This is a genomic window from Paraburkholderia sp. HD33-4 (assembly GCF_021390635.1).
Taxonomy (GTDB): Bacteria; Pseudomonadota; Gammaproteobacteria; order Burkholderiales; family Burkholderiaceae; genus Paraburkholderia.
In genome coordinates this window covers 231,007-255,711 of the sequence record NZ_JAJEJS010000003.1, presented here as the reverse complement: position 1 = coordinate 255,711, position 24,705 = coordinate 231,007, and the positions used below count along the sequence as shown (strand labels likewise).

The 24,705-nt window shown below is 59.8% G+C and carries 19 protein-coding genes and 3 pseudogenes; 9 read left to right on the top strand and 13 right to left on the bottom strand.

Annotation, left to right across the window (positions count from 1 at the left end; genetic code table 11):
• The first annotated feature begins 463 nt into the window (after positions 1-463).
• A complete protein-coding gene (locus L0U84_RS44300; RefSeq protein ID WP_442794125.1) occupies positions 464-739 on the top strand; it encodes a transposase in 276 nt (91 codons plus the stop codon).
• A gap of 671 nt (positions 740-1,410) precedes the next feature.
• On the top strand, positions 1,411-3,165 hold the full coding sequence (locus tag L0U84_RS35705) for a methyl-accepting chemotaxis protein (RefSeq protein WP_233857447.1): 1,755 nt from the start codon (positions 1,411-1,413) through the stop codon (positions 3,163-3,165).
• Between the two features lie 195 nt (positions 3,166-3,360).
• Here the strand turns inward: L0U84_RS35705 and L0U84_RS35700 are convergent, their stop codons facing one another.
• From L0U84_RS35700 to L0U84_RS44295, 4 genes and pseudogenes are all read right to left on the bottom strand, one after another.
• A complete protein-coding gene (locus L0U84_RS35700; protein WP_233857440.1) occupies positions 3,361-4,404 on the bottom strand; it encodes an acetylserotonin O-methyltransferase in 1,044 nt (347 codons plus the stop codon).
• 308 nt (positions 4,405-4,712) lie between these two features.
• Positions 4,713-4,979 (bottom strand): hypothetical protein, encoded by a 267-nt coding sequence (locus L0U84_RS35695; RefSeq protein ID WP_233857438.1) that lies wholly within the window; start codon positions 4,977-4,979, stop codon positions 4,713-4,715.
• Positions 4,980-5,066: 87 nt separating this feature from the next.
• A complete protein-coding gene (locus L0U84_RS35690) occupies positions 5,067-6,530 on the bottom strand; it encodes a mechanosensitive ion channel (protein WP_233857436.1) in 1,464 nt (487 codons plus the stop codon).
• Between the two features lie 920 nt (positions 6,531-7,450).
• Positions 7,451-7,558: pseudogene (locus tag L0U84_RS44295) on the bottom strand (IS5/IS1182 family transposase); the annotation flags it as partial.
• A 431-nt stretch (positions 7,559-7,989) separates the two neighbouring features.
• On the opposite strand from L0U84_RS44295, the gene L0U84_RS35685 reads away from it, so the two are divergent.
• Both L0U84_RS35685 and L0U84_RS35680 read left to right on the top strand, forming a co-directional pair.
• The gene (locus L0U84_RS35685; protein WP_233857434.1) at positions 7,990-8,370 is read left to right on the top strand and encodes a hypothetical protein; all 381 of its coding nucleotides are present in this window, start codon (positions 7,990-7,992) and stop codon (positions 8,368-8,370) included.
• A gap of 9 nt (positions 8,371-8,379) precedes the next feature.
• Complete coding sequence (locus L0U84_RS35680; RefSeq protein ID WP_233857432.1) at positions 8,380-8,607, top strand: YMGG-like glycine zipper-containing protein; 228 nt, start codon at positions 8,380-8,382, stop codon at positions 8,605-8,607.
• Between the two features lie 222 nt (positions 8,608-8,829).
• On the opposite strand, the gene L0U84_RS35675 is transcribed toward L0U84_RS35680, so the two are convergent.
• Together L0U84_RS35675 and L0U84_RS35670 are read right to left on the bottom strand one after the other, a co-directional pair.
• Positions 8,830-10,245: an IS1182 family transposase gene (locus L0U84_RS35675; RefSeq protein ID WP_233857430.1), complete on the bottom strand. Its 1,416-nt coding sequence runs from the start codon at positions 10,243-10,245 to the stop codon at positions 8,830-8,832.
• 308 nt (positions 10,246-10,553) lie between these two features.
• Positions 10,554-11,201: a phosphatase PAP2 family protein gene (locus L0U84_RS35670; RefSeq protein WP_233857428.1), complete on the bottom strand. Its 648-nt coding sequence runs from the start codon at positions 11,199-11,201 to the stop codon at positions 10,554-10,556.
• A gap of 476 nt (positions 11,202-11,677) precedes the next feature.
• Between L0U84_RS35670 and L0U84_RS35665 the strand changes: the two are divergent.
• Both L0U84_RS35665 and L0U84_RS35660 read left to right on the top strand, forming a co-directional pair.
• Positions 11,678-11,887, top strand: a pseudogene (locus tag L0U84_RS35665) (transposase); the annotation flags it as partial.
• 1,117 nt (positions 11,888-13,004) lie between these two features.
• Positions 13,005-13,973 carry a hypothetical protein gene (locus L0U84_RS35660; RefSeq protein WP_233857418.1) on the top strand — a complete coding sequence of 323 codons (969 nt, stop codon included), beginning with the start codon at positions 13,005-13,007 and terminating at the stop codon, positions 13,971-13,973.
• 337 nt (positions 13,974-14,310) lie between these two features.
• Here L0U84_RS35660 and L0U84_RS35655 read toward each other — a convergent pair whose 3' ends face one another.
• Both L0U84_RS35655 and L0U84_RS35650 read right to left on the bottom strand, forming a co-directional pair.
• On the bottom strand, positions 14,311-14,640 hold the full coding sequence (locus tag L0U84_RS35655; protein ID WP_233857416.1) for a hypothetical protein: 330 nt from the start codon (positions 14,638-14,640) through the stop codon (positions 14,311-14,313).
• A 42-nt stretch (positions 14,641-14,682) separates the two neighbouring features.
• Entirely contained in the window at positions 14,683-15,135 is a 453-nt protein-coding gene (locus L0U84_RS35650) for a MarR family winged helix-turn-helix transcriptional regulator (protein ID WP_233857414.1), read from the bottom strand.
• A gap of 155 nt (positions 15,136-15,290) precedes the next feature.
• Here L0U84_RS35650 and L0U84_RS35645 point away from each other — a divergent pair, with 155 nt between their 5' ends.
• Positions 15,291-15,695 carry a PPC domain-containing DNA-binding protein gene (locus L0U84_RS35645; protein ID WP_233857412.1) on the top strand — a complete coding sequence of 135 codons (405 nt, stop codon included), beginning with the start codon at positions 15,291-15,293 and terminating at the stop codon, positions 15,693-15,695.
• 54 nt (positions 15,696-15,749) lie between these two features.
• Here the strand turns inward: L0U84_RS35645 and L0U84_RS35640 are convergent, their stop codons facing one another.
• The gene (locus L0U84_RS35640) at positions 15,750-16,361 is read right to left on the bottom strand and encodes a LysE family translocator (RefSeq protein ID WP_442794097.1); all 612 of its coding nucleotides are present in this window, start codon (positions 16,359-16,361) and stop codon (positions 15,750-15,752) included.
• Positions 16,362-16,991: 630 nt separating this feature from the next.
• Here L0U84_RS35640 and L0U84_RS35635 point away from each other — a divergent pair.
• The gene (locus L0U84_RS35635; RefSeq protein ID WP_233857410.1) at positions 16,992-19,640 is read left to right on the top strand and encodes a glycosyl hydrolase family 28 protein; all 2,649 of its coding nucleotides are present in this window, start codon (positions 16,992-16,994) and stop codon (positions 19,638-19,640) included.
• Positions 19,641-19,770: 130 nt separating this feature from the next.
• Here L0U84_RS35635 and L0U84_RS35630 read toward each other — a convergent pair whose 3' ends face one another.
• From L0U84_RS35630 to L0U84_RS35620, 3 genes and pseudogenes are all read right to left on the bottom strand, one after another.
• Positions 19,771-20,157, bottom strand: a complete 387-nt coding sequence (locus tag L0U84_RS35630) for an MAPEG family protein (protein ID WP_233857408.1) — start codon at positions 20,155-20,157, stop codon at positions 19,771-19,773.
• Between the two features lie 190 nt (positions 20,158-20,347).
• Positions 20,348-22,027 (bottom strand): alkaline phosphatase family protein, encoded by a 1,680-nt coding sequence (locus L0U84_RS35625; protein ID WP_233857406.1) that lies wholly within the window; start codon positions 22,025-22,027, stop codon positions 20,348-20,350.
• A 395-nt stretch (positions 22,028-22,422) separates the two neighbouring features.
• Positions 22,423-22,826, bottom strand: a pseudogene (locus L0U84_RS35620) (DUF427 domain-containing protein).
• Positions 22,827-23,175: 349 nt separating this feature from the next.
• On the opposite strand from L0U84_RS35620, the gene L0U84_RS35615 reads away from it, so the two are divergent.
• Positions 23,176-24,162 carry a hypothetical protein gene (locus L0U84_RS35615; RefSeq protein WP_233857404.1) on the top strand — a complete coding sequence of 329 codons (987 nt, stop codon included), beginning with the start codon at positions 23,176-23,178 and terminating at the stop codon, positions 24,160-24,162.
• A 207-nt stretch (positions 24,163-24,369) separates the two neighbouring features.
• Here the strand turns inward: L0U84_RS35615 and L0U84_RS35610 are convergent, their stop codons facing one another.
• On the bottom strand, positions 24,370-24,690 hold the full coding sequence (locus tag L0U84_RS35610) for a hypothetical protein (RefSeq protein WP_233857402.1): 321 nt from the start codon (positions 24,688-24,690) through the stop codon (positions 24,370-24,372).
• Positions 24,691-24,705 lie beyond the last annotated feature (15 nt).

Sequence of the window (24,705 nt, the reverse complement as noted above, 5' to 3'; positions counted from 1 at the left end):
AATTGAAACGCTCAATATAAACCCGGGAAAACCCCAGTAAATGATCGAATCGGTCATTCGCTGGGGGGAATAGCCGCCCCTTTTTTCTGAATGACCGATTCGATCAAATGGTGGCGTCCGTGATTTGGGTGCCCTTCGGGCAGCGACGGAGCGTTCTCCGGTCGACCAGCCTCGCTGCACTTGGAAGTGAATCCTGACAAGCAAATCAGCCATTTCCTACGGCACAATCCGCTAGTCCCGATGGAAGTCGGATTTGCCGCGGCCTAGGATGTTTAGCTGCAGAGGCAATGGCGTAACCCCCGAGGACGCGATAGAACTCCTTGGCTGGATGAGCCGCTAGCATGACTACGCCGTAGCAGAGCACCGGTACGTCCAACGCGATTCGGAAAAGGATGTCGATGATGCGATCAACATCTGACGGGGATGGAATTGGAGTCCCCAGCAGAGAAGACGATTGAACGATATGTCCGCATTCATACCCCTGAGCGACGCGGACTGGGGCCGTATCGCCAACCTCTTCCGCTTCGATGAAGCAAGGCGTTTCGGAAAGACGCCCAGGCATCCGCGCGAAATCCTGAACGCGATTCTATGGGTCTCGACCCACCAAACGACATGGGCCTGTTTGCCGCCCGACATGCCACCTGCAAGGACCTGCTACATAAGGTGCATGCAATGGCGGCGCGATGGGACCTTGAAACAAGTGGAAGCCATCCTCGGACTGCGCTTCGATCTCCGCTAACGCTTGCCAATTCATATCTTTTCTCTGCTTATACTCATAGCCGCCTGAACGGCTCATGCCGAGGTTTCACGCTGCACGCGAGTGGCGCGACGGCGTACCCCAGCGGTAGCGTGTTTGCGGCGTGTAAGGCGTACCGCGTACCGGTCTAAACCAGGTTGTCAGCTACCGCATGGCCACGATACGACAGATGCGCTGGGCAGACGAACGGGCACATTCCGTGGCGCAGGCCGACCGTTCAGCCATGCCATAGATCAGGGAATCCTGAGCAAGTCGAGATCTTCCCAGCGACCGCACGCTCTCTTCTAAGGCTCCCGGTAGAACACCGGTGATAACACGTTGTATCAAGCATCGCGGTTGCTTTTTTGCGGCGTTGCAGGGTGAGTTGACCGGATCCCGGATTCCTCCAGCGCCCGACACATTCGCCCAATCAACTGTTTGTAATCTTCCGAAGAATTGCGTCTATTTTCGCGATTTAGAAATTCAATTGCGCGCAAACCTTTGCGACCCGCTGCACATCGATTTCCCCTCTTTAGCAACGCGAAACCAGGCCGTTATGCAAGCTGCATGAGCGCAAAGATTTGCGCAGTGTGCCGCCCGGCGCACGTTTCGAAATCCATGCGGCCCGGAGTTCTCTTCGTCGCGTATCGACCATTGGCAACTGGAGTTGAAAGATGAATCTCAGCAATCTGTCAGTGAAGGCAAAACTCACGGGGGCCTTCGGGGTGCTTGCCGCGATTGTCCTGATCGTGTCAGGCATTTCGTTGAAAGCACTGAACGATGCCAACGACCGGTTTGCCAATTTCGTGTCGGGCGTCAATGCCCGCGCCAATGTGGCTGCGCAGGTTCGAACTGCGGTCGACCGGCGCGCAATTGCGGCGCGCAATATGGCGCTCGTCACCACGCCGGGCGATTTCGCGACCGAAAAGGCCGCTGAAGAACAGGCCCAGATCGATGTCGAGTCGAGACTTGCGAAGCTCAACGAAATGCTTTCGTCCGCGACCGATTCGACCGAGAAGGCCCGCAGCCTCGTAGCAGAAATCAACCGGATCGAGACGGCCTATGCACCCGTTGCCAAAGGCATTGTTGATCTCGCCGTCGCGAACAAACACGACGAGGCCGTGAAGAGAATTGCCGAAGAATGTCGTCCTCTACTTGCCGAACTCATCAAGGCAACCAACGATTACACGCAATACACACGCAGTCGTGCCGATGCGCTGGTTCTGGAATCGGCGCAGCGTTATGCGACACAGCGAAACGTTCTGATGGCGATCTGCCTCGCCGCGCTGGCGCTGGCGGTTGCGGCGGGCATGATGATTACAAGGGGTTTGCTGCGTGCCCTCGGCGCCGAGCCGGTAGCTCTTCGTGAAATCACGCAGCGCGTTGCCGCCGGCGATCTGAGTCCCGTCGCAGGCGCGCAGCATGCGCCTGCCGGTAGCGTGCTCGCGTCAATGGGCGAAATGCAGGCAAGTCTCGTCAGCCTGATCGGTCAGGTCCGCACCGCCGCGGACAGTATCGCGACTGGTTCCAGCCAGATCGCTTCGGGCAACGTCGATCTTTCTTCACGAACGGAACAGCAGGCTGCGTCACTGCAGGAAACCGCATCAAGCATGGAAGAGCTGACTTCGACAGTCAGGCAGAACGCAGAAAACGCGCAGCAGGCGAGCTCGCTGTCCGCCAACGCGTCCGAAGTGGCGCTGAAGGGCAACGAGGTGGTCAGTCAGGTCGTCGGTACGATGGGAGAGATCAGTACGAGCTCGACAAAGATCGCGGAAATCACAGGGATCATCGAAGGGATTGCATTCCAGACCAACATCCTCGCACTGAACGCGGCGGTGGAAGCGGCCCGGGCAGGTGAACAGGGGCGTGGGTTCGCGGTGGTCGCAAGCGAAGTACGCAACCTCGCGCAGCGTTCGTCGAGCGCGGCGAAGGAAATCAAGGATCTGATCAACGCTTCCGTGCAGAAAATCCACGACGGTTCGGTGCTCGCGAATGAGGCCGGTAAAACGATGTCGGACGTCACCCAGGCCGTCGCGCGCGTGACCGACATCATGGGCGAAATCGCGGCGGCGTCCACCGAGCAAAGCAGAGGGATCGAACAGGTCAACCTGGCGATTACGCAGATGGACGAAGTCACGCAGCAGAATGCTGCGCTCGTGGAGGAAGCCGCGGCGGCCTCGAAATCACTCGAAGACCAGGGACGGCAACTCAATCAGGCCATTGCGTTCTTCCGTCTCGATGATGCCGGCGCCGCTTCGGCCGGAGCGGTTGGACGGGCATCCGCAGCAAATCGTCAGACGCCGCGGAAACAACCCGCTCGACGCGCGAATGGCACTGCCGCAACGTCGGCCCGACCGGTCGCACTGCCATTGGCTTCACCAGGTGCAGCGAGGGTGGCTGTCAATAGCGATGGCTGGGACAAGTTCTGAGCGGCCTGGCAATAGGGGCGACTGTCCCGGCCTGAATCGTTGCCATTGACACCCCGAGATCCGAGCAGGTTCGGTGCCGGGCGGTGTAGCGGTGTTCTGATCCTCTGGCAGAGCAGTCAGTTTGATCTGTGACCATCCACGAGATGGCAGGCGAGGGGCGTGAACGCGCGTCGGCGGTCCATCAGCTCGAGGGCCCTAGATCGGCTTGCCTTCGATCACGGTCGTGCCGGTAGGCGATTTTGTTTCGACCGTTTGGATCAATTCGAAGCCAGCAGCGCCGTAGATCGCACGATATTGGGCCTCGGTGCGCTCGCAGCCTCCTGTCATAAGGAGCATGTTCAAGTCGGAGAGTTCGGGATAGACGGTCGTCGCGGCCGGGCGCAACATCGTTTCCAACAAGACCAATTTGCCGTTGGCAGCGATGGCCCGGCGGACGTTCTTCAGGATTGTCGTTGCCTTTTCGTCATCCCAATCGTGAATTACCCGGGAAAGAAGGTAGGTATTGCCTCCGGCAGGAACGGACGCAAAGAAGTCGCCCGAAATGACTTCGCAACGGTCTTCCAATCCAGCGTGGGCAATCGTGCTTTGGCCACCCGCCAAGGCGTGAGGCAGATCGAACAGCACGCCGTGCATGCCCGGATTTCGCTTCAGGATGTCGGCAATGATCCTTCCATGTCCCCCACCCACGTCGACGATCTTTGTGGCTGAAGCAAAGTCATACACGTCCAGCACACCGGTCATATGGAGGGTCGAGAAGGCGGTCATCGTGGCGTTGAAGAGTTGCGCTCGCTCGGGGTCGCTCAGCATCCAATCGAAACAGTTGATGGCGCCAGAGAGTTTCTGGCCAGCGCTTTCCCCCGTCCTGACGCAGTGCTCGAAAAGCTCGATGACGCTCGCTCCGGCTTCGCCACCGAAGAAGAGTGCCGCGGAGTATAAAGACCCCTCGGCATCACGCCTGAGCAGTTCGCCCAACGGCCCCATCGCGAAACGACCGGGCATCTCTTCTAAAAAGACGCCAAAGCTCGATAACGCTCGCATCACGCGCCCGAGAGGCAGCGTGCTGGCGCCGGCCGCCTCGGCCAACTGGTCGATGCCTCTGGGCCCATTGGCAAGCAGATCGGCAATTCCCAGTGCCGCCACAACATGAATCGCTTCTGAAATGAGCCGCATCTGGATAAGCTCAAGCAGCCGAGCGGCCGCCTGGGGATTTGTCGCATGTAATGGAGCAGTGGCATGCATTTGCAGTCTCCCAAGTCCACTTGTCAGCGCCCTGCGGAACAGGCCACCTTGCAAGCACTTGCAGTTCAAAGACGAAACTACCCGGCCAGAATTGCGTTGATTTTGGCGATTCCGAAACGTCGAAGTCGCCATACAACCGACTCAACTTCGGCTGAAGGCGACGTTCGAATGTCCTTGTGGCCGGGAGCTTCAACGGTCGGAGATGGCTGACTTGTGCCGCTAGCACAACTGCTACGCTGAGGCGCGAGATGTCCCGTTGCGGTCTCTCTATGGCCCCGTAGCGTGGTACCTGTCGAGCAACACGTTGCTCAGCGGATGCGAAACGCCAGTTGCTGCAGTTCAGGATAGGTCAAGGAGTATCCGCTTTCTTGCTGGTACCCTTTGTCAAGGATTTCCGCAACAGCCTGGGTCGCGACCCGGCAGTGCCGGACAGACTCATCGCCGCCCGAACTGGCGAACCTGCGGCTCGCGTTGCGATCGCAGGTGTAATCAAACCGCCGTGGGCCCGACCGAACGGTTTCGAATATGCGCTCGCGACCTTGCGGCAAATCGTCGAGTGCGCGCAGATCGGGCACCGTGACCAGTGGAGCACGGCGTGCGTCGCGGCTCGCGGCGCACGCGTCCGTCAGCGAAGACCGGTGACGGGCTCGAATTCGAGCCCGTCACTCCTTGCCGGAACGGGCACCGAACCAGCGATCAAGCAGTCTGCCCGCCGCCTCGCGTCCGCCGAGTCCGAACGACAGTGCCACTGCGACTGCGATAGCGCCCAATACCAGAGCGAACGCAATTTGCACGATTTCGTTTGCGATGCCCATCGCGCGCAACCCCATTGCGAACACGAGTCCGAGGATCGCGAATTGCGCGATCCGGGCGAGCAGTACGCTGTGCTCGCGATCGGCCTGTTCGATCACACGCCGCGCGAGGTTTGAAAGCCAGAATCCGATGATCAGGATTACGCTGCCCGTCAGGACGTGCGCACTGAACTCAATAAACAGGGTGACGACATCGCGGACCTGAGTGAAGCCGAGTCGATTTGCGGCTTCCACCACCGCAAACAGCATCGCAAAGAAAATGACCAGGCGCCTGGCCAGCGTGGACGGCTGCAATACGCCGTTAAAGACCGTATCGAGGCCGAGCACCATTGGCAGCCCGTCCACGCCGGCTGCGACCAGCAGCCTCTCCACCAGTGACCCAACGAAGCGCGCCACGTAGAACGTGACCAACAGAATCACCACCGCAGCAATGATGTTCGGCACCGCGCTGAGGAACTGATCGAGCAGATGCGTAGCGGGTCCTGACACCGCTTCGATCTTTAACGCATCGAGCGCCGAGATTAGCGTCGGGACAAACACCAGAATGTAGATCACGGTTCCGACGAGACTCGACAGCCGCACCGGGGCGGGGCTTTCGAGGTTCTCCATGAGCTTGTCCGCACCGGCGGCCACCAGCAGGTTGGTGACGAGACCGCGCAGGATTTTCGCGAGCACCCAGCCGACGAACCCGATCGCGGCGGCGGCGAAAAGATTGGGCACAATCGCGAGCAGCTTGTCGATCATGCTTTGAACAGGACTCAGCAAGCCGTTCACGTTGAATGCGGCAAGCACGGCCGGGATGAACATCAGGATGACGAGCCAGAACAGTACGTCACCCACGTAGGAGCTCATGGGACGCATGCCGGCCGTCTCGGACAGCTTGCTGTCGAGTTTGCTCGCTCGCAACGCTCTATCTGCGACGCTGCGCAACAGCGACGCGATCAGCCAGGCGATCAGGGCGAGCGCCGTGCCGCCGATCAGGTTCGGCAAATAGTTGACTATGTTGGTAACAAGGAGCGAAAACGGATTGGACACCTCATTCAGGTTCAGGACATTGAAGACCCCGACCGCGGTAATGAGGAGAATGAGCCAGAACAGGCCACCCGCGATGACGGACTCCACCTGGGCCACCTGCCTGGTGCTCTCGGCGATGCGGTTGTCGACCTTGAGTGCGGCCAACAGCCTTCGGGTGCCCGCGCGCGCGATCACCGCAATCAGCCAGCCGACTACAAGGATGCCGACCGCGCCGGCGATCTTGGGCAAATAGACGCCTACGGTGGTTTCGAGGGTCGTGAGAAATCCGGACAGATCCATTTTGCGCTCCCAAAAACGGACGATGCGATTCCTGGTAACGGCCAGGCTCGGGCAGACGGGACGCCCACCGCCGCCGGCCTCGAGGTCAAACGAAGGCACTTTCCCCGGACGGTTTCGAGAAGTCGTGACCGCAATACGCTGCCAGCACGGCCATAAGATTCTTAGTCACGAAACCTTGGTGCCCGAACGCGACACGTCACGCTCAGACCTGTATTTGTCACCTCGATCGCTTCGATGGGCGCGGCGGCCGTTGCAGTTTTGACGTTAATTTTGCAGGGCGCTGTTGAGCGCATCCTGCGTCATGAACAGGAAGATCATGGCCTTCGATCGTGCCGATCTCGTCGTCCCCGCCACATGGTGCTGGTAACGGCCGGTAGTCCCTCTTGTCAAGTGTGGCCAGCGTATACGTCAATCGCAATGAGACTTTGGTCCCACACCATCCCAATGGCACGCGCAAGCGTGCTCACTGATGATCGTCAGTCCGTAAATGGCCCGAAGTCGGATTCGAACGGACACTTGAGTGTTCCTCTGATTGTTCAGACGAAGGGACCGGCTATGGACGGCTGCCTAAACCACTCGCTTTATAGGGGTTACGGTACGACACTCGCCGGTGTACGCACGCGTGCCCGTCAAGTTCGGCGAATACTGCGGCGTTGCGGAGACTATGGTGAAAAACAGCATCTCCACGGTCCCGGCGAAACGAGACCCCGTTGTCACCCGACCCAGCCAAAGACCTGTCCGTAATGAACCAGTAAGCCGCCACTTGAATATCCTTGGGTCCACGGGCAGAAATGGGTCGTTCAAGCAATGGCAGGCATCCAACAACCCTCAACGGCTACGGAAACTGGCGATTGCGCGCGGCGGGGAGCGGAACAACATGCGGGTCGTCAGGCGGTCCGGATGGGGTTTAATTAGAGCTGTTAACAAAATGAGTTCTTCAGTCTTCGCCAGCAGATGATGCAATAGGCTATTTTCATGAAGGCTTCGTGAATAAATGCGGGGCGTTCAAGGCGAATACGCACTCTCCGGACCTCGTTTACTCGGACCATGGTCCTATGGCCCCTGTGGCCAGCGCAATCTAATCTTGTATTCGGTAGTATCTCCGATACGAAGGGTGGCGCGGCTTAGGATCATAGGTGAGCGGGACTTTTGCTACCCGTAAGTGCGGCCGACACATGTGAGAGGACAGCCATGCGCTTAGCCCTGTTGTGTCGAGTGCGCCTGGACACGTGATGGGAGCGCCTTCGTTGGACACGGGCTTTAAAAGCCTCCGGGATTGCTTTGGCGATATGTGCAACCTGGGGCGACGCTCTTGATCCATTGGTGCGCGACGGTACTGAGCATCCAAAGTCGATTCGATTAGTTGGAGCCAACAATTGACGAGAAGCGACCAGCTTCCGCGATCTGATGCAAAAACAGCGCTCGAATGTCTGTCCGGACCACTCCCGAGGAGGATGCAATGGTGACGAAACTGAAGGTGTACGCGGTGATAGTCGTAACATGTGTTTCGCTGGCGGCGTCGGTCGCAGCCCGTGCTGATGATATATCGTTGGTAACGGGCCAACAGTGGACTCAGTCATCGGAGCAGGTGAAGAAGGCCTATCTCGTCGGCATCGCGAACATTGTCCAGGTCGAAATCGCGTTTCAGGGCGGCCATTCGCCTGCCGACTCGCAGAGCGTTATTCCGCGCTTTGCGAGGGGGCTGAGCGGTGAATCGCTCGACTCAGTGCGCGAAAAAGTCGATCAGTGGTACGCCGCGCATTCTGATCGCCTTCAGCGGCCGGTCATCGAGACCATCTGGTTCGAAATGGTCGTGCCCGGCCTCGCCCACAACAAGTAGGAGACACTCGTGAAACGAATCGAAGCCATTGGCGCAGGACTGGTCCTCGCCAGCATTGTCGGGTGTACGAACATGACACCGCAACAGCAAGGAACTGTTTCAGGCGCGGCCATAGGCGGCGCGGCCGGCGCCGGCATTGCAGCGGTCGCCGGCGGAAATGCCTGGACAGGTCTCGCAATAGGCGCTGTTGCCGGTGGTGTCGCGGGCCACATCAAGGGAAACCAGCAAAATTATTGACCTGTGGGGGCGCTGACACGACTCCCGGCAGCATCGGGCGAAAGCCGGCCACCTGCGGTCATTGGCCTACGCATCAACGCGGACATTCCAGCGTCGGCTCGACAACCGATTGTGTTGAAAAAGTCGTGTTTTGGGTGGGCATGCAGGAGTTGGCGGAACGTCTCGAGTTTTGGTGATCGGCGAAGTGGCGACCTTGAACGAGGCAACGGTCCCCGTTGCTCGTCATGGAACTGCATAGTTGATCTGCTTGTTTGCTGACATAAGCCTCTTGGCCATTCTTCGCAGATTTTGCGCAGTCGCTGCCATCAGAAACTCATCATGGGCACCGCTTGGCCCCCGCAATCGCAGACGGTCGAGCTTCAGAATGCGTTTGAGATGAGCGAAGAGCATTTCCACCTTCTTTCGCTCACGGCAGGATCGGTTGTATTCAGGCGTCTTCGCAATCCGCCTCGTTTCGTCACGAGCGGCTTCATGGATGCTACGGGCGATCTTGCGAAATGGTGTGTTCGGACAGCAGCGATCCTTCATTGAACAGCTCTCACAGTCGAACTGGCTTGCCCGGTAGATGATCGTGTCTGCCTTCGTGACTCGCGAGCGCGGATTTTTGAATTTGCGCCGATCACTGCGTAGTGTGTGCCCTGTGGGACAGCGATATTCATTGGCCCGTTCATCCCATTGGAACTCGCTGCTCGACAATGTGTTGTCCTTTCGCGCGGTTTTGTCCCAGACCGGAATATGAGGTGCAATCCCTTTCTGCCCGATCATCCAGGCAAGCATCGCTGCTGAACCATAGGCGGTGTCGCCGGCAAGACGTCGAGGTTTGAGATCGTGTCGCTGCTCGACGCGGTCAATCATCGTCCTGGTAGATTCCACTTCATGCGAGCGGTTCGCGGGCGTCGCCTCGACGTCAACGATGATTCCTGCCTGCAGGTCAATAAGATAATTGGTCGAGTAAGCGAAGAACGGCAAGCCCCCCTTTGCGGCCGTCCAGCTCGCGGCGGGATCCGTCAGGGATATTCTCCTTGGAGGCGTCGATGTCTCCGTCTTCTCCGCCGCTTCGGCGGCCACTGGATTCGCTTCTTCCAATGCTTCCAGATACTCCCGCACTGCACGGCTCTGGCCTTTGACGCAAGCCCAATCGACGGGCTCAGAACCCGCAACACCGCGAACCGAACTCGCGTCGGCTCTGATGATGCTCGCGTCAATCGCGAAACCTTCACCCTTGACGAGCCCTTCGGACATGCATCGACCCAGCACCGACTCGAATACATGGCGCAGCACATCGCTATCGCGAAAGCGACCGTGGCGGTTCTTGGAGAAGGTCGAGTGTTCCGGTACGGCGTCCTCCAGCCCCAAGCGGCAGAACCATCGATACGCCAGATTCAGATGCACCTCTTCGCACAGCCCGCGCTCGGACCGGATGCCGAAACAGTAGCCGACGACCAACATGCGGATCATGAGCTCCGGATCAATCGATGGTCGTCCCATCGGGCTATAGAACGGCGCGAGATGCTGGCGTAGATCGTGTAGATCCAGGAAGTGATCAATGCCTCTCAACAGGTGCTCGCGAGGGACGTGATTATCAAGGTTGAACGAGTAGAAGAGTTTGTCCTGTCCGCCGCCCAGTTGCCCCATCATGACGAATCACTCCCGTCGATCGATGCCTTCCAGGATAGCGAACATTCCGAGCCAGGGGTGACTTTTTCAACACAATCCAACCGACAATGGACATTCGCTGAGCCGATAACCCACCACGTATGCAGCCCCCAACCAGCGTATGTGCAGTCAAATCTCGACGTCGCAGTTGACGAGAACGAGTTGGACGTTCAGGTGCTAGCGGTGCTCAGCAGCATGACGCTACACGGGCGCGGTCGAGCACCATCGTGGTCTCAAAGGGATGCCGCGTGCCCGGGATCTGGCGATGTACCATATGTGATTAGATTAAATTAGAAGCGCTTTGAAAAGCCCACCGTGAAGCTGTGTGGAAGGATCTGTACGAACAACGGTGTTTGCCATCGCGTGCTCAAGTACCCCACCGCGGTGCCCAATGCCCAGCCTGCAAGCACATCGGTCTGCCAATGTGCCTGGCTCTTCACGCGCGCGATGGAGTCATAGAGCGGCAACAGTTCGAGGGACCACACCCATGGATCATGCCGGGCATAGTTCACGATGAACGGTGTGACGAAGCTGGCCTGAAGCGTGACTTCGCCGCTGGGAAAGCTATCTCCGCCGCTGAACCATTGGTTAGGTCCCTTTCCGGCGCTGGGGCGCTGGCGACCGAACGCGTACTTCATGCCTTGTGCAGCCACAGCAGATATCGCCGACGCATCGAGCGTTTGCCAGAACGTGTGCCCCAGTTCATTGTCATTCCCAAGCCAGAACGCACCAGCTAACCCGGTGGCGATCACCGAATATTCCAGCGCAAGCTGAACATTTCTGTTCCAGATACCGCTGTTGTCGTAGGCAACCTCGTGATCGATTCCGCCTGCGTGAGCGCCAGACACGACAAGTGCTGTCATCGCGGCAGCACCACACCGCTTCAAGGCATCACGAAATCCGGAATCCGTCGACTCCATCTGGATCTCTTCGAACATTGCCTGATTCCCCTAGGGAAGGGCCTGCCCTCGGTGTTCCTCGGAACACCCCTATGGATTGCCGCGGCGGCGCACCGCGCGAACCGAAATTTGGGGTTGCGTACCCGTGCGAGTGAACGCCGCGCACTTGCTCCTCGGTAGAGTCTGGAGGAGCGGCTCGGATCGTGCCGCCATCGGTCAGCCTAGACCGAGAACCTGATGGGAATCTTAAGCAAACGGTCCTTTTTTTGAGCGGTCGGCGCCGATGCACTTCACTTGGCAAAGAAAGCCAGGACGCAGGCAAGCCAGTGCATCCTGCGACGATTCAAGACTTTTGCGAAGACCTGTTGCTATGCGCGTTTTGCTTGAAGATGTCGATCTGATCGCCAGCGTATTTGAAGCCGGTGAGCGTCGGAATCGTGGCCACGGGCGGCAACGCCAGAAGACGACAACACAGAAGCGACAGGTTGCAGCGGCTAGCGGCATCATTTATTTTCGTCTGTTGTTGCGATTCCGTGAGTGGGAAATCGAACGAGAACACGAATGGACTGTTGGGGCAGTACTTCCCGAAAGGTACCGACCTGTCAGTGTATTCACAGGCCAAACTCAATGCTGTGGCAAGACGCCTCAATGAACGTCCGAGGAAGACACTGAACTACGAAACGCCAGCCGAGCGGTTTAACCAAACTATTGCATCGACCGGCTGAATCCGCACCGATGACTTGCCGTACCGAGTGCCGAGCCGACGACCGCTGCTCTGGAAGGTGCCGGTGACTGTGTGCGTGCTCGAAGAGGGGTTCAGGATCGGCGGCCGCCTCACAAGTCCGAAAATGCGGCGAAATGGGCCCGCGGGATTTGCGCGGCCGCCCGGAAAACAAAGCGGCCCGCGCATGGCGGGCCGGAAATCCCTGTGGAGACAGGGAGGAGACGAAATGAGTATAAACCCTGGCGAAAACTTCTGCACGTCGCGAGGCGGTGACTGCGGCCGCCGGAGCAGGGAAGGTTGCGGCGATAACCGGCGTTTTCGCGACCAACGACGTTGGAATCGTGACGACGGGAACGCCCGGCAGCCTCGGGTCCAACGCCATAGCACTCCGTCACTCAGCGAGCCTGTGGACAATCTAGAGGTTTTCGAAATCGCCAAACTCTTATGAAGTGCGTGAACCCACGATGCGGGTTCACGGTAACAAAAACACGGAAACCCGAAGCGTCATCTAATACTGATCGTATTAGATGACGCTAAAACCTAATGCCGACTGGAGTCTAAGAGTTAGTTCTAGTGAAGCGCCGGCTATAACATAGGTAGCCGTCGTTGCCGTCGCGACTTCCGCTCTCTCGCAGCGCAACAATCAGCGATAGCGTCTCCTCCGTCATTCGCGCGGTGTCTGGCTCGAAGGCGTTACGTCTCGCGATGTTGAAGGCAGCATTGGGTGCATCCAGCCCCCCTATATCACGACTGCATCGCCGTGGCACCGCAGACGCCATGCGAAATGACCTGTTCAAGACGGCGCAGCGCGCGAAATTCGATCCCCAATGACTCACCATCTAGCCACTGCGCGACGCGGGCGAGCGTGGGCTTGCTCGATCCGGTCGCCGACTGTGAAGTTTCCGCGCCACGAGCGGCCAGCACCCCTCCGGGGAAGGACTATCGGGGCGAAAAAAATCGTTGAATTCGCTCTGCAGCCAACCTATCCTGAACTTCGGAAACGAAACGTGGAAGGCGTTGACTGTCGGCTTGGTGCTGAGCACCCGCGCCGTGTGGTAACGCTTGTCTGAGCACAAAGACCGAGGGTTATTGGTCGAGCGACATAACGGGATTCATCCATGCCAAAAAAACACCTTGTCCTCGAGCAATCATCGGGCCAGATCGTGGTCCACGACGGAAACCGCCCGGCGGAATCTGAATATTCCGAAACCTTTAGGGACCCGAACGTTTTCTTCGGAAGGGTGCCAATTTACGATGTCAAAGGCACGAAGCCAGAAACTCGCCGCAGCGCTATAGCGGATTTCCTGCATCGGATGGGGTATGCAAAACTGTTTGGTGATACGTGTTCCGCCGTCCAGCAATTGATTCAGAAGTGCGGGGAGGATGGCGTGGGATACATTGCAGTGGGTGGCAGTCCGAAACTGGTGAAATGGTTGCTAAAGTATCGCGGTTTCAAGGTGGTCACGGTCAACGTTAGCGAAGTTAGCAAAGTGGAGCTTGAACATGCGCCGACTAGCGACTTTAAGAGATATCTGGCGAGAAAGCTCGAAAAGCTTGGCAATCCGGGTCGTTACATCGTCCTGGATTTCGCTGATACAGGCGATTCCCTTATCAAGCTCAAGAGAGATGTGAAGGATACCTTAGAACAGGCGGGAAGAAGCGCGGAAGTGCTCGCCGTCGCTGTTGGTGGCTCACCGAAATTTTTTTCGGAAAAGAACACTACGAAAAGAGAGCAAATAATAGTACTGGATGGTATTCCAGATTTAACGGAAGTACTCCACAAACAATTACTGAAGAATTATATTCTCGGACGTAATAAGGCAAAGAATCCGTATGCGACTTGGTCGGAAGAGCAGTCAAAGAAGCTGGAAGTTCCCACACAGGCGGGAATCAAGGATCACACGCACTATCAAACGATGAAGACTGCCTTGCCTAAACTCATTGGTATGGGCAGGATCCAGGTCGATATAGTCGACCTTCTGGATAATCTGAATCCTGAGGGTACGGGTCCTCAGTCAGACGACGCTTCTGGTGGGACGGCCGCGCTTCAAGAGGAAGGTTCCAACGACGACGACTACACGTGGTGAACCGCTAGAATGTTCGGCTGTCTGACGGGCCCGGCAGACGGGATGTCTTCTGCTTCCAGTAGGTTTCGACCGCTGAGCCCGAACGTTCCCATTGAGGACTGGCGAGGTGACTACCTTGGCGCGGCGCTTTGAACTAATGCCGCCTCAAGCAGCGCGTGCAGTTTGATTACAAACGACCAATCGTCTCCAGTGCGCAGCATGTCGAAGAACCCCTCGGGCAGTTCCAGTTCCTTTTCGAGCTCTCGGGTGCGCGGTCGCCATTCATCGGCATGCTCGCCAGCCGGATATGTTCGAGTAATCGCGTGGAAAACACGGCCCGTGAGTTATCGCGGGTCGTTCAAGTCCGTTCCGGAAGCTTGCCGCCGTGCAAAGGGCCGAACAGCCGCGCACAGAGCAAGCCCATCGCGATGACACCGATGCCGAACGGCACGACATCACCCGTCACCTCGAGCCGAAAGTCGCCGACACGAAAAACGAGAAGATAGCCGACGACCAGATTGAAGAAGCCCCACAGCACATTGACGGTCGATGACGACAACCCTTTTCCGGACGGCTTCGCGAACGGGCTCTGAAACGGCTCGCCCATCACACCGCTGACGAAATGCGGCACCGCATTCGTGAACAGGACCCCACCGAAAAAGTAAGAGACGACGTGTGGCCAATCCATATCAGTTGCTCCTTGAAGCGGCGATGAAGTACCTGCAAATGTTCAGAAGTCGGCGAGCCGCTGTAGCAGTCCCACCGCGGCGGCGAGCGTGGCCTGTTCTCGCGACGATAGCTGCGCTTGCAACGCGCGGACCAGCCAGTCTTCTTTGGCCGCCCGACTCGCCAGGAGCGTTCGTCTGAACGTGGGAGTGAGATCGATCAGGGTTTTGCGTCCATCGGTTGGGTCCGCTTCGCCTTGGACGACGCCCAACGTTTCCAGACCGGCAACCGTAATCCGCATGGACTGAGGTTTTACGCCCTGTGCCCGCGCTAAAGCGGAAACGGTGGCTGGACCGTCGCGCTCCAGATGAAACAGCACCGACTTCTGCGCCGACGTGAAGTCGCTCGATTGCGAATGTTCTCGCGCGCGGCGAACCAGTTTGCTCACGGCAACACGCAATTCGCCTGCAAGGGCGGGTAAATCGGTAGATTGCGCAGCAGATGAATGTCTCGTCATCGTGAGAACATAGCATATCTACAGTTTAACTGTACATATAAACTGTAAATATTGTCGCCATCGAATCTGCGTGAACCCAGTGGAAACGAGCGCCTGTGAGATACTTCCTCACTCACGCATAACCCCTGCGTCTACCGCATTCGAACCGCCCAGGCATGCAAGCCCATCCTCTGCGACTCAGTCCTGGCGACGACCTTCGCGTCGCCGTCGAAGACGCGCTTCGACGGCGCGACCTGCAAGCGGCGTTCGTCGTTCAGGGTATCGGCAGTCTCCACGTTGCGGCATTGAGGTTCGCTGGCGCGGACGCGCCGACGGAAATTCGCGGCGACCTCGAAATATTGACGCTCGCGGGCTCCGTCTCGCCCGATGGCGCTCATCTGCACATGTCGATCGCGGATGCGCGCGGGCAGGTGTTTGGCGGTCATGTGGCGCGCGGCTGCACGGTACGTACGACCGCCGAGTTGTTGCTCGTGTCGGTTCCAGGCTATTCGTTCGCACGGGAGCCCGATCCGCAGACGGGTTATATGGAACTGGTGATTCGCGGTGGCGGCGCGCCGTAGCCCAGTTCCACCTGATCACGCGAAGGGGGCATCACGTTGCGCGCCGCTAGCCGCTCAACGCCCCGCCAACATGCGCCCGCCGACTCCCACCAACAGCACACCCGCCGCCGTATCGAGCACGGCCTTGCGCCGTTCCAGCGTGCGCCGAACCGCCGGATGCGATGCAAGCAACGCCATCGCGCAGTACCACGCGCACGAGATGCCGATCGACAGCGCCACGACCGCGATATCGAGCCACAACGGCGCATGCGGCGGCACCATCAACGCGAAGATGCTGCCGTAGAACGCGACGGATTTCGGGTTCGTCATGCTGACGAAATAGCCCTTCTTTGTCGCGGTCCAACCGGACACCGTGATATTGACGTCCGCGGACAACGGCCGCCGCGCGGTCGCAATCATCTTGATGCCTAGCCAGATCAGGTAGAGCGCGCCGGCGACGCGCAGCACGGCGCTGAGCCAGGTCACGTGCGTGACGATCAGACTCAGACCCGCGATCGCAATCAATGCCCACGTGCCGGACGCGGCGGCAAGCCCAAGGCCGGTCATCATGCCGGCGCTGCGTGACGCAACGGCCGTCGACGTGACGATCAGAAAGTTGGGCCCTGGGCTCGCGACGCTGAGCAACAGGACGCCCGCAAGCGCAAGCAGGATGTTTACGGAATGCAAGATGAATCTCCTGTGGTGGGCTGGGTGTGGGTTCGATCGATCGCCCGACGCTTTCATCATACCGGCGCAGCTTCATGCGTCGTCGGCCGGCACTGTGCGTGCATATGAGCTTGCGCGCAGGCATCGCTTTGTAACATTTGACCTTTCAGTGCGCTTCCTGCCCGCTGACCGTGTCCCTCATATTGGGAGGTCGGGTTTACTGTAATTGAAAGAGCGCCCCCTTCTAAAGCATGATCCGTCGTACGTTGTACGATGAATTTTATTGTTGCCCGACAACCGGCTCCGCGAGCGTGCGGAGACGATTGTCGGCAAGCCCGTCGCGTGGCCGGCTCGCAACCAGAAAATAAGCTTCGAGGCGCAGGCCCAAGCTGGGCCAAGCACCACTTCTGCAATGCGCTCTTGAGATCCGGCTTGGGGCTGGGTCGTGTGGCGTCGATATAAGTTGCGCGATGTTTGGTTTTCGGCCGTCGCGCGTCGTGTGGAAGCTCCGGATTTGAGGTTGTAACTTATACGATGTCTTATAACAAAGATTGATGCTCCGCATAGCCTGACGCCTTTCCGTCGCATCCGCGCGAGGAGAGCGAGGCCTGCCAGGAACACGCACTGGACCCACTCCCAAGGAGATAACTTATGAAAATGCGCTCAGTCCGAGAGTTTGCGGTACTCGGCCTGTTTGTTATGACCGTCGCCGGTTGCGGTGCGGGCAGTAACATTTCAGGTTCCAGTACCAGCTCGACCACGCCACCCACCAACCCGACCTCGCCGACGTCCCCCGTCTGGACGCCCGGCCGCTACGCTGGCGATACGAATCTGCCGGATTCGCCGTCGTTGCCCGCTGACACGCAGGTGTGCTCGACGCTCCAGGCGGCCAACAACCTGGTGAAGAACGCCGACGGCTCGCTGCCGGTCAGCTCGGACCCGACGCCGGCCGCTTACGGCGGCGCGACCACCGCATTGAACAATCCCGACCAGGCGCGCATTCAGGCCGCGCTCGACGCGTGCGGCGCAGCCGTGGACGCGGAAGTCGGCGCGAAGATCACGCAGGCCGATCAGCAGGCAGCGGCTACGCAGCAGGCGGCCAAAAATCCCACCGTCAACATCGCGGGTGCCTCGAGCGAAACGCTGTCGAACCCTTCCTACAAGGCCACCAAGTTCGCGGTGCGTCTCGTCAAGAACAGCAGCGGCGCAGGCAACGCGTTCCTGAGCGGTCCGCTGGTTCTGCCGTCGGGCGTCACGCTGTGGGTCGACGACGGCGTCACGCTGTTCGCGAGCCGCGACGTGGTCGTCTACGACAAGACCGCGCAGGATCGCCCGAACGCGATCACCTGCGGCGCCGCGATCAACAATCCGGCAGGGCTTCCCGCGCCGGCTGGCACCGCCAATGCGGGCGCGGCGACCATCGCGGGCACGAGCGGCATGCAGAATTGCTATCCGCTGATCCGCGGCACGCATACGGTCAACGCGTCGATCATGGGCACCGGCTCGATCGATGCGCGTGGCTACATGCCGCTCATCAGCTCGTCGCCGCAGTATCCGATGATCCGCTGGGCAACCGGCGTCACCGAGGCGTTCACGTATTCGGGCAACAACATCACCGGCGTGAGCACGCCGAAGTTCAGCTGCACGAACACGATCGCCGCTTACCGCGCAGGCACGCTCGCGCCGGAAGGCAGCGCTTGCGACGTGGTCACCGCGATGGGCAAGACGACGCTGACTACCCCGGCCGTCACCTATGTGGTGAACCGTCAGGCAACCAGCGTCCCGAGCGGCTACACGGTCAACGGCGGCGGCTGTACCGCCGGCACGGCCGGTTGCGCACGCTGGGTGACGGCAAGCTGGTGGGATATCTCGTACCACGGCAACAAGGACATCGGCGGCGGCCCGTACAGCTTCCAGGGCAACCCCGGCATGCTGTGGATGCAGCAGTCGAAGAACCTGTCGCTGTATCAGATCACGTTCCGCAACAGCACGTTCTTCACCGTCGAAGCCGACGGCGTGGACGGCTTCACCGTGTGGGGCATCAAGATCATCACGCCGTTGCTGCCGGATGCGGCCAACCAGGCGAGCGTCGGCATGAACAACGACGGCTTCGACGGCGTCAGCGGTTCGTACTCGCACCTCTATACGGGCGCGACGATCGATGCCAGCTCGACCGGCGTGAAGAACACCGACGGCGTCGACCCGAGCGTTGCGGCAGGTCCGGAACACGCGGCTCTCGGCACGGGCAGCAAGACGACGTCCTCGGGCCAGGTGTACTTCGACGGCTACGTGAAGAACGTCGCGATCGTGTACAACTTCCTGAGCCCGTCCGACGACAACGTCGCGTTCAAGGGCGGTCTGCAGGATCCTCGTCCGGCATCGGCACAAGGCGCGACGACGGCGGCCAACATGCTGTGGGCCATCGACGGTAACCGCGACGTTTCGTCGAACCGCACGTACGGCATCACGGTGGCGCACAACCACAACTACAACGGCCATGGTCTGTCGATCGGCAGCCCGACGAATGCAGGTGTGCGTAACATTCACTTCTACGACAACTACTTCGACAATATCTACGACGGCACCAATGCGTCGACGGATATGGGCATCGTGGGCCTGCGTATCAAGAGCGGTCAGGCACGCGGCGGCGACGTCAGCAACATCTACTACGACGGCGCATGTATGCGTGGTGTGAAGGACTTCCTCGTGTTCGACATGTACTACACGGGGCCGAGCGCGGATCCGATCTCGTACACGGGGCTGGGCTGGTTGCCGCCGAGCTTCCACGACATCAACCTCAGCAACATCCGCATGATGAACATCCCGGCCAACAAGGCTGGGGGCAAGACCGGCGGCGGCGGCCTGACCTTCCGTGGTCTGCATGCCGACACGCTCTACGCCAATACGCAGAGCGTGATCCAGCTGAACCTGGATAACGTGGTCGCGGACAAGGATGTCGCGATGTCGATTGCGAACCTGAGCAAGCCTGTCGTGAACATCGGCTCGACCGATGGCTCGACGCAATCGAAGGCCGCCAACGCCACGCTGAACCTGGGCGCCAACGTGAGCCTGATCGGCTCGTCGATGGCTCACGGCACGGGCGGTATCCTGACGAACACGTCGAGCGGCGCTGGCAAGTACACGGCCCCGACGAACACGTTGAACCTGACCGTCAATGGCAGCGACGACGCCGGCGCGGCGGGCGACACGGACCCGGCGGGCACGATCGTCTCGCAGAACGCGAAGATGCAGCTGTGCGATCAGGCTGCGTCCTGGCCGGTGTTCCCGAATGTGAAGTAAGCGTGGTTGCTTGAAAGACCAGGACTCGCGGTGTCAGGCTGCGGGTCTTATTTGAAGCCTCACGGGTGACCGTGGGGCTTTTTTTCATTTTTGGGGGGCGATGTGTGTATCGATGCAGCCGCTAACCGCCTCAACGCCACAACGCCAGACACAACCCAATCCCCGCTCCATAAGTCCCAATCGCACCGACGAACCGCAAAGGATTGGGCTTCGCCATCGTCGGAAATGCAACCAGCCCGACGACGAGCAAGCACCGGCATACGGTCGCGATGACCATCAGCGACACGGTCACCACGGATGGCGATCTCGCGCCCAGAAAGAGAAACAGCACCGCGAGAAACGGCGCATATTCCGCCGTATTGCCATGGGCCCGCACCAGCTTGTGCAGCAGGTTGGTGGGATCGTCGGCGCAGCCCGACGTGGTGCCTTCCCGGAAGCGCATCATCGACACCGACAAGCCGAGGCCGAACAACAGCAACCCCAACACCGCTACGCATCCAAGCGCAATGTTGTTCATGGCAACGCGGCTCCTTGTCAGGCAATCGACGCACACCTGTTGGGTGACATCAGGCGACTCCTATGCTATTCCCCTGCGCGCCGGCACGCGAGGTCCGCGCGGCTGGACCTCGCAAAAACGACTGCACCGCGATCGTTCCAACACTGATCGCGGCGCAGTTCACTACTCAAATACGGCGACTACCCAGTACTCAGTCGTGATCAAATTCCGGCAGCGGACGCGTGCCTTCAAGCGCGACCGAATTCAGCAGCGCAGGGTTCAGATCGAGCAGACGCAAAATCGTCGGTGCGACCTGCGTGGTCAGCACCCGCTCGTCGTTGACCTGACCGGCGTGATGCGAATGAGGCACGTACATCACGAGGCCCAGATGGCTGTCGTCGGGTGCGTTGCCGCCATGCTCTTCGTCCTTCGACGTGCTCGACGTATAGATGACGCCCGGATTCGGCTGAACGATGATGTCCGGCGTGCGGCCGTGCGACGGATCGCCGAACCGGTTCGCCAGTTGCGGGCCAGACAGGATGTACGCCTGCGGGCCGTCCGCGCAAATGCCCGGCGCGTTGCAGCTCAGGTTGTCTTTCAGCGTCTTCACGACCGCGGCCGCCTGGCTTTGATCGCGCAGCCAGATCAGACCGACGTCGTCGGTCTGCACGAAGCCGGTGCCGACGAGTCCGGTGCCGTCGTTGAGGTTGCCGCTCTTCGTCGCGGCCTGCCCAAAATTACCGCCCGAATCCAGGTAGTTGCTGGTTTCGAGCAGCTTGGTCAGCGTATCGCCGTTCTTCACGAGCTTCGAATGATCGGTCGGCGACTGGCCATGCTTCGCGGTCACGATGATCGCCGTCGACGAATAGAGACCGGTCTCCTTCAGTTCGGACACGATGCGTCCCAGCGCGTCGTCGATATACTCGATCGCGCCGGTGACCTGCGGACCCGGCGTGAAGCTCGCATCGAGATAGCCGCCGCCCGTCGCGACCGTGGCCTTCTGCGCGACGCTCAGCGTCTGGAAGTTGGCGCCGAACACGGTCGGGACCGGGACGCTCTTCTTACCGGTCGAATCCTTGCCATTGATCTCGCGGAGCAGCGATCGCACGTGGTAGTTGTCGAACTTCTCCGTGTGCGTGTAAGTGTCGAGGTAGTACGTGTTGGTATCCGGATCGATCGAATTTATTTCGGTGCGCGAGAGATCGTCGACGCCAGCGCCGGACGGTCCGTTGAGCCAGTCGTAGCCCCACGCGTGTTTGTCGGCCCACGCGGTGCGCGCGCCTTTCACGTTGCCCTTGATCACTTCGAAGACCGTGTTGGTCTTCAGATAGTTATGCGGATAGACGGGCGTACAGACGCCATTGACGAGCGCATTCGGAATCGCTTGCGGATTGAACGCGCCGCCGCCGTCGAGATGTTTCAGCACGCCGCCGTTCTCGCCGTCGATACCGGTCGTTTCATCGAAGACGACGTTCCAGCCGGTCGGGCCCGTGCAATTGGTATCGGACGGCGCATAGAGCGTGCGGTCGTAGGAGACGTCGTAGAACAGGCCCGCCGACTTCGGCGAGCCGCCGGTCACGAGCGCGGCGAGGCCCGGAAACGAATCCGACAGTCCGGGGGTGTGCGCGTTCGTATAGGTGGTGCCCGACTTCGCGAGCAGCGCCAGATTGGGGCACGTGTTCGCGCCGATGCAACGCGCGACGTCCTGCTGATGCAGACCGTCGAAGCTGATCAGCAGCACGTGCTTGACCGACGTGCGATCGCGATCGTTGTCGCGGCCGTGGTCGTGATCGTCGCCGGCTGTCGCGACTGTCGCGTACAGCCCTGCAAGCAAGGCGACGGCTGCGCACATTGCGCTTTGCTTACGCTTCCATTTCGTGATCGGTTTCATGTCTCGTCCTTTTGTTTGACAACGACTTTGGGTAAAGCCGGACGAATTTGAACCGTTAAAAAGTCATTTGCGTGAACTGGGGTTTTTATTTGGCAATACTGATCTCTTAAGGTTTTGTTAAGGTAAGCCTGATCCATTTGGGACGCATGCGCTGTGAATCTAATGCGATTCCGTGCGTGATGTACGCGAGCCATCGCGCATAAAAACGGCACGGGTTATCGCAACCCGTGCCGTTTCGCCGCTCGGTAGTCAAATACTGCCGGGTGTCATCCCAATGAATGAATCAACGCTTGATCCGTCCGCACAGCGCGGCGGTATCGACGGTGCTGGCGGCGTTGCAGGCGGCGAGCGCCGAGCGCGCACCGCTGCCGGGGAAATGATGCGGGCGCGCTCGCCTAGTGAGCGGCCGGCTCCTGCGTGATGGAATCCACGCGGTCGGGATAGAACGCGAGGTGCTCGCGGATCGGCGCGACGGCGTCGTAAGGGTGCTCGTAGGTCCACACCGCGTTGGTGCCGCGCTCGCCCGCCGACGGAATCGAGAAGTAGGCGCAGTCGCCCTTGTACGGACAGTAAGTTGCGTGCGCCGTGCGTTCGAGCCGGGCCATGTCGACGTCCTGGCGCGGGATGTGGAGCACGGCCGGATAGCGCGCTTCGCGCAGCTTCAACGCGTCGTGCGTATCGGCGATCACGTGGCCGCCTGCCATGACGATCCGCGCGCGTGGTGCTGCTCGATCGTGATCGGATGGTCCGGGCCGGGGATCTTGACGGGTTTGTCGTTCGGGACCGAATGGGCGGACATAACGAGGCTCCGTGAGTAAGTGGGGCTGCTGCGAGATTCCGTTTGTCGCGGTGGTGTCCCTCACCCGCGCAAGGCAAGCGACTGAAGATATGCCCGTATTGATGTACCTGTTCACTTCGGGTATTTCTATACGATACTAGCGCAGACCTTCCAGGTGCTGTGAGCGGCGCAACGCCCGTCCGGAGTCGCTTCAGTTGCGCGCACGCGCTTTTGCAGCGGGAAGGCGACTTCGCGGAAGACGAACACCATCAGCCGACTGACAGGAGTGCGTCATGCTCGTTGGATACGCCGTGTGTGAGCCCGCAAGTCAGCCTGCAATCTCGTCGACAAATGGCGAGGTTGTTTGACTATGCCTGCACTCCGCAAGCGTTGCTCGCATCGCGCATCAGGGGCGTGCGCCGCTCTGCTGCTGAGCCTGCTTTCCTGCCCTTCGCACGCGCAGGTCGCGCCGGGGCAATTGTCGAGCAATACCGTGATTGGCGGCAATGTTAAGCAGCACGCAGACGCCGTGCTCGCGATCATGACCTACACGACAGTCCCGGACGTCACGACCAGTAACCTGTCGGTCAACAACGGCCTGACGGGTAATCCAGGTTTCGGGCAGACGCAATTTGGCGGGGGCTTCACGCTCAGCAGGTCATTTCCGTTGTATATGGAGGGGACGCTCGCCTACAGCCGCTACGATCCGGTCTTCATCGCCACGGATGGCGCCCAGCAGCGTGCGGTGCCGACGAAGTGGAACACCTTCAGTGGCACGGTCGGCTTGGGGTGGGATTTCCACATCACGGACGAACTGGTATTCCGTCCGATCCTGAACGGTACGATTGGGCGTGTGTCGAGTGACCTGAAGGTGGGGCAGACGATCTTCAACCGTGTCACGGACAGCAACCTGCAGTTTCTCGAGGACGGCTCGCTCAACGCCTACGGCTATGGCGGCTCGCTGATGCTCGACTACGAGCACTACCGGGAAAACTACGAAATCGACGCCGAATTGCGGGCGACCGATATTTACCTGCGCAGTTTCGGCAGTACTTCGGAGGCCGTGCAGGGCTCGGCGATGGCCCAGCAACTGAGCCTATGGACTCGCTGGCGCGCGCCCACCGGCTGGCACGCGCTGGACCGACCAGTCCGCTATGTACTCGAAGCGGCTTACTCTCACTATTTTGGCGACAGTGCCGGGGTGTTGGGTTTCAACGACCTCACGTCGCTGGGCGTCGGCCTCGAACTCGACAGCAGCAGGTATCCCGTCATCGTCACCCGCACGCGCGCGATGGTGCGATATGTATTCGGTCGCAACGTGCACGGCGTGTCGTTCGGATTCGCGATGAGTTTCTAGACGGGCCCGCTTGTCGGGCTGCACGGATCGGGCAGACGCCTTGTCATTTCGTTCCACTGATCGATTGCGTGGGCTGCGTCGGGGCGTGAAAGCGGGAGGTACTGACTGACGCATCGGATCCGCCGGTTCATTCGGGGAAGGGTGCTCGCGGAGACCGCACGCGCCATTCTCGCTGCCGGCAATCGATCGACCCGTTGCCAGCACCCGCTAGCGGAGTTCTTTGCTGCTCTTGATGGCGCTCAATGCAGAGTCGGCGGCATCCGCCGCGCGGGCGAACAGGTCGTCGACGATTCGGCGCGCCGCGCTGTATCCGGCCATCAACGCGTCGGCTTCGGTGTCGAACGGCCGGCCGCCCGCAGCGTCGAAGCGCAGCGGGGAGAACGTCGCGACCGCATTACCCGCCTGATAGACATGAACCACCGCCGCGTAGCGCGTGCGTACCGCCGCGCGCCCGGCAGGGCGCAACGTGAAATCCGCCTCGACGGTCACCTCGATCGTGAACCCGTGGTATTCGTAGGTCCGCATCATCTTTTCCTTCGTCGC

Bases quoted from the DNA above. Each gene is read 5' to 3' on its own strand.
- L0U84_RS44300 (WP_442794125.1), top strand. From the start codon at position 464: ATGTCCGCATTCATACCCCTGAGCGACGCGGACTGGGGCCGTATCGCC.
- L0U84_RS35705 (WP_233857447.1), top strand. From the start codon at position 1,411: ATGAATCTCAGCAATCTGTCAGTGAAGGCAAAACTCACGGGGGCCTTC.
- L0U84_RS35700 (WP_233857440.1), bottom strand. From the start codon at position 4,404: ATGCATGCCACTGCTCCATTACATGCGACAAATCCCCAGGCGGCCGCT.
- L0U84_RS35690 (WP_233857436.1), bottom strand. From the start codon at position 6,530: ATGGATCTGTCCGGATTTCTCACGACCCTCGAAACCACCGTAGGCGTC.
- L0U84_RS35685 (WP_233857434.1), top strand. From the start codon at position 7,990: ATGGTGACGAAACTGAAGGTGTACGCGGTGATAGTCGTAACATGTGTT.
- L0U84_RS35675 (WP_233857430.1), bottom strand. From the start codon at position 10,245: ATGATGGGGCAACTGGGCGGCGGACAGGACAAACTCTTCTACTCGTTC.
- L0U84_RS35670 (WP_233857428.1), bottom strand. From the start codon at position 11,201: ATGTTCGAAGAGATCCAGATGGAGTCGACGGATTCCGGATTTCGTGAT.
- L0U84_RS35660 (WP_233857418.1), top strand. From the start codon at position 13,005: ATGCCAAAAAAACACCTTGTCCTCGAGCAATCATCGGGCCAGATCGTG.
- L0U84_RS35655 (WP_233857416.1), bottom strand. From the start codon at position 14,640: ATGGATTGGCCACACGTCGTCTCTTACTTTTTCGGTGGGGTCCTGTTC.
- L0U84_RS35650 (WP_233857414.1), bottom strand. From the start codon at position 15,135: ATGACGAGACATTCATCTGCTGCGCAATCTACCGATTTACCCGCCCTT.
- L0U84_RS35645 (WP_233857412.1), top strand. From the start codon at position 15,291: ATGCAAGCCCATCCTCTGCGACTCAGTCCTGGCGACGACCTTCGCGTC.
- L0U84_RS35635 (WP_233857410.1), top strand. From the start codon at position 16,992: ATGAAAATGCGCTCAGTCCGAGAGTTTGCGGTACTCGGCCTGTTTGTT.
- L0U84_RS35630 (WP_233857408.1), bottom strand. From the start codon at position 20,157: ATGAACAACATTGCGCTTGGATGCGTAGCGGTGTTGGGGTTGCTGTTG.
- L0U84_RS35625 (WP_233857406.1), bottom strand. From the start codon at position 22,027: ATGAAACCGATCACGAAATGGAAGCGTAAGCAAAGCGCAATGTGCGCA.
- L0U84_RS35615 (WP_233857404.1), top strand. From the start codon at position 23,176: ATGCCTGCACTCCGCAAGCGTTGCTCGCATCGCGCATCAGGGGCGTGC.
- L0U84_RS35610 (WP_233857402.1), bottom strand. From the start codon at position 24,690: ATGATGCGGACCTACGAATACCACGGGTTCACGATCGAGGTGACCGTC.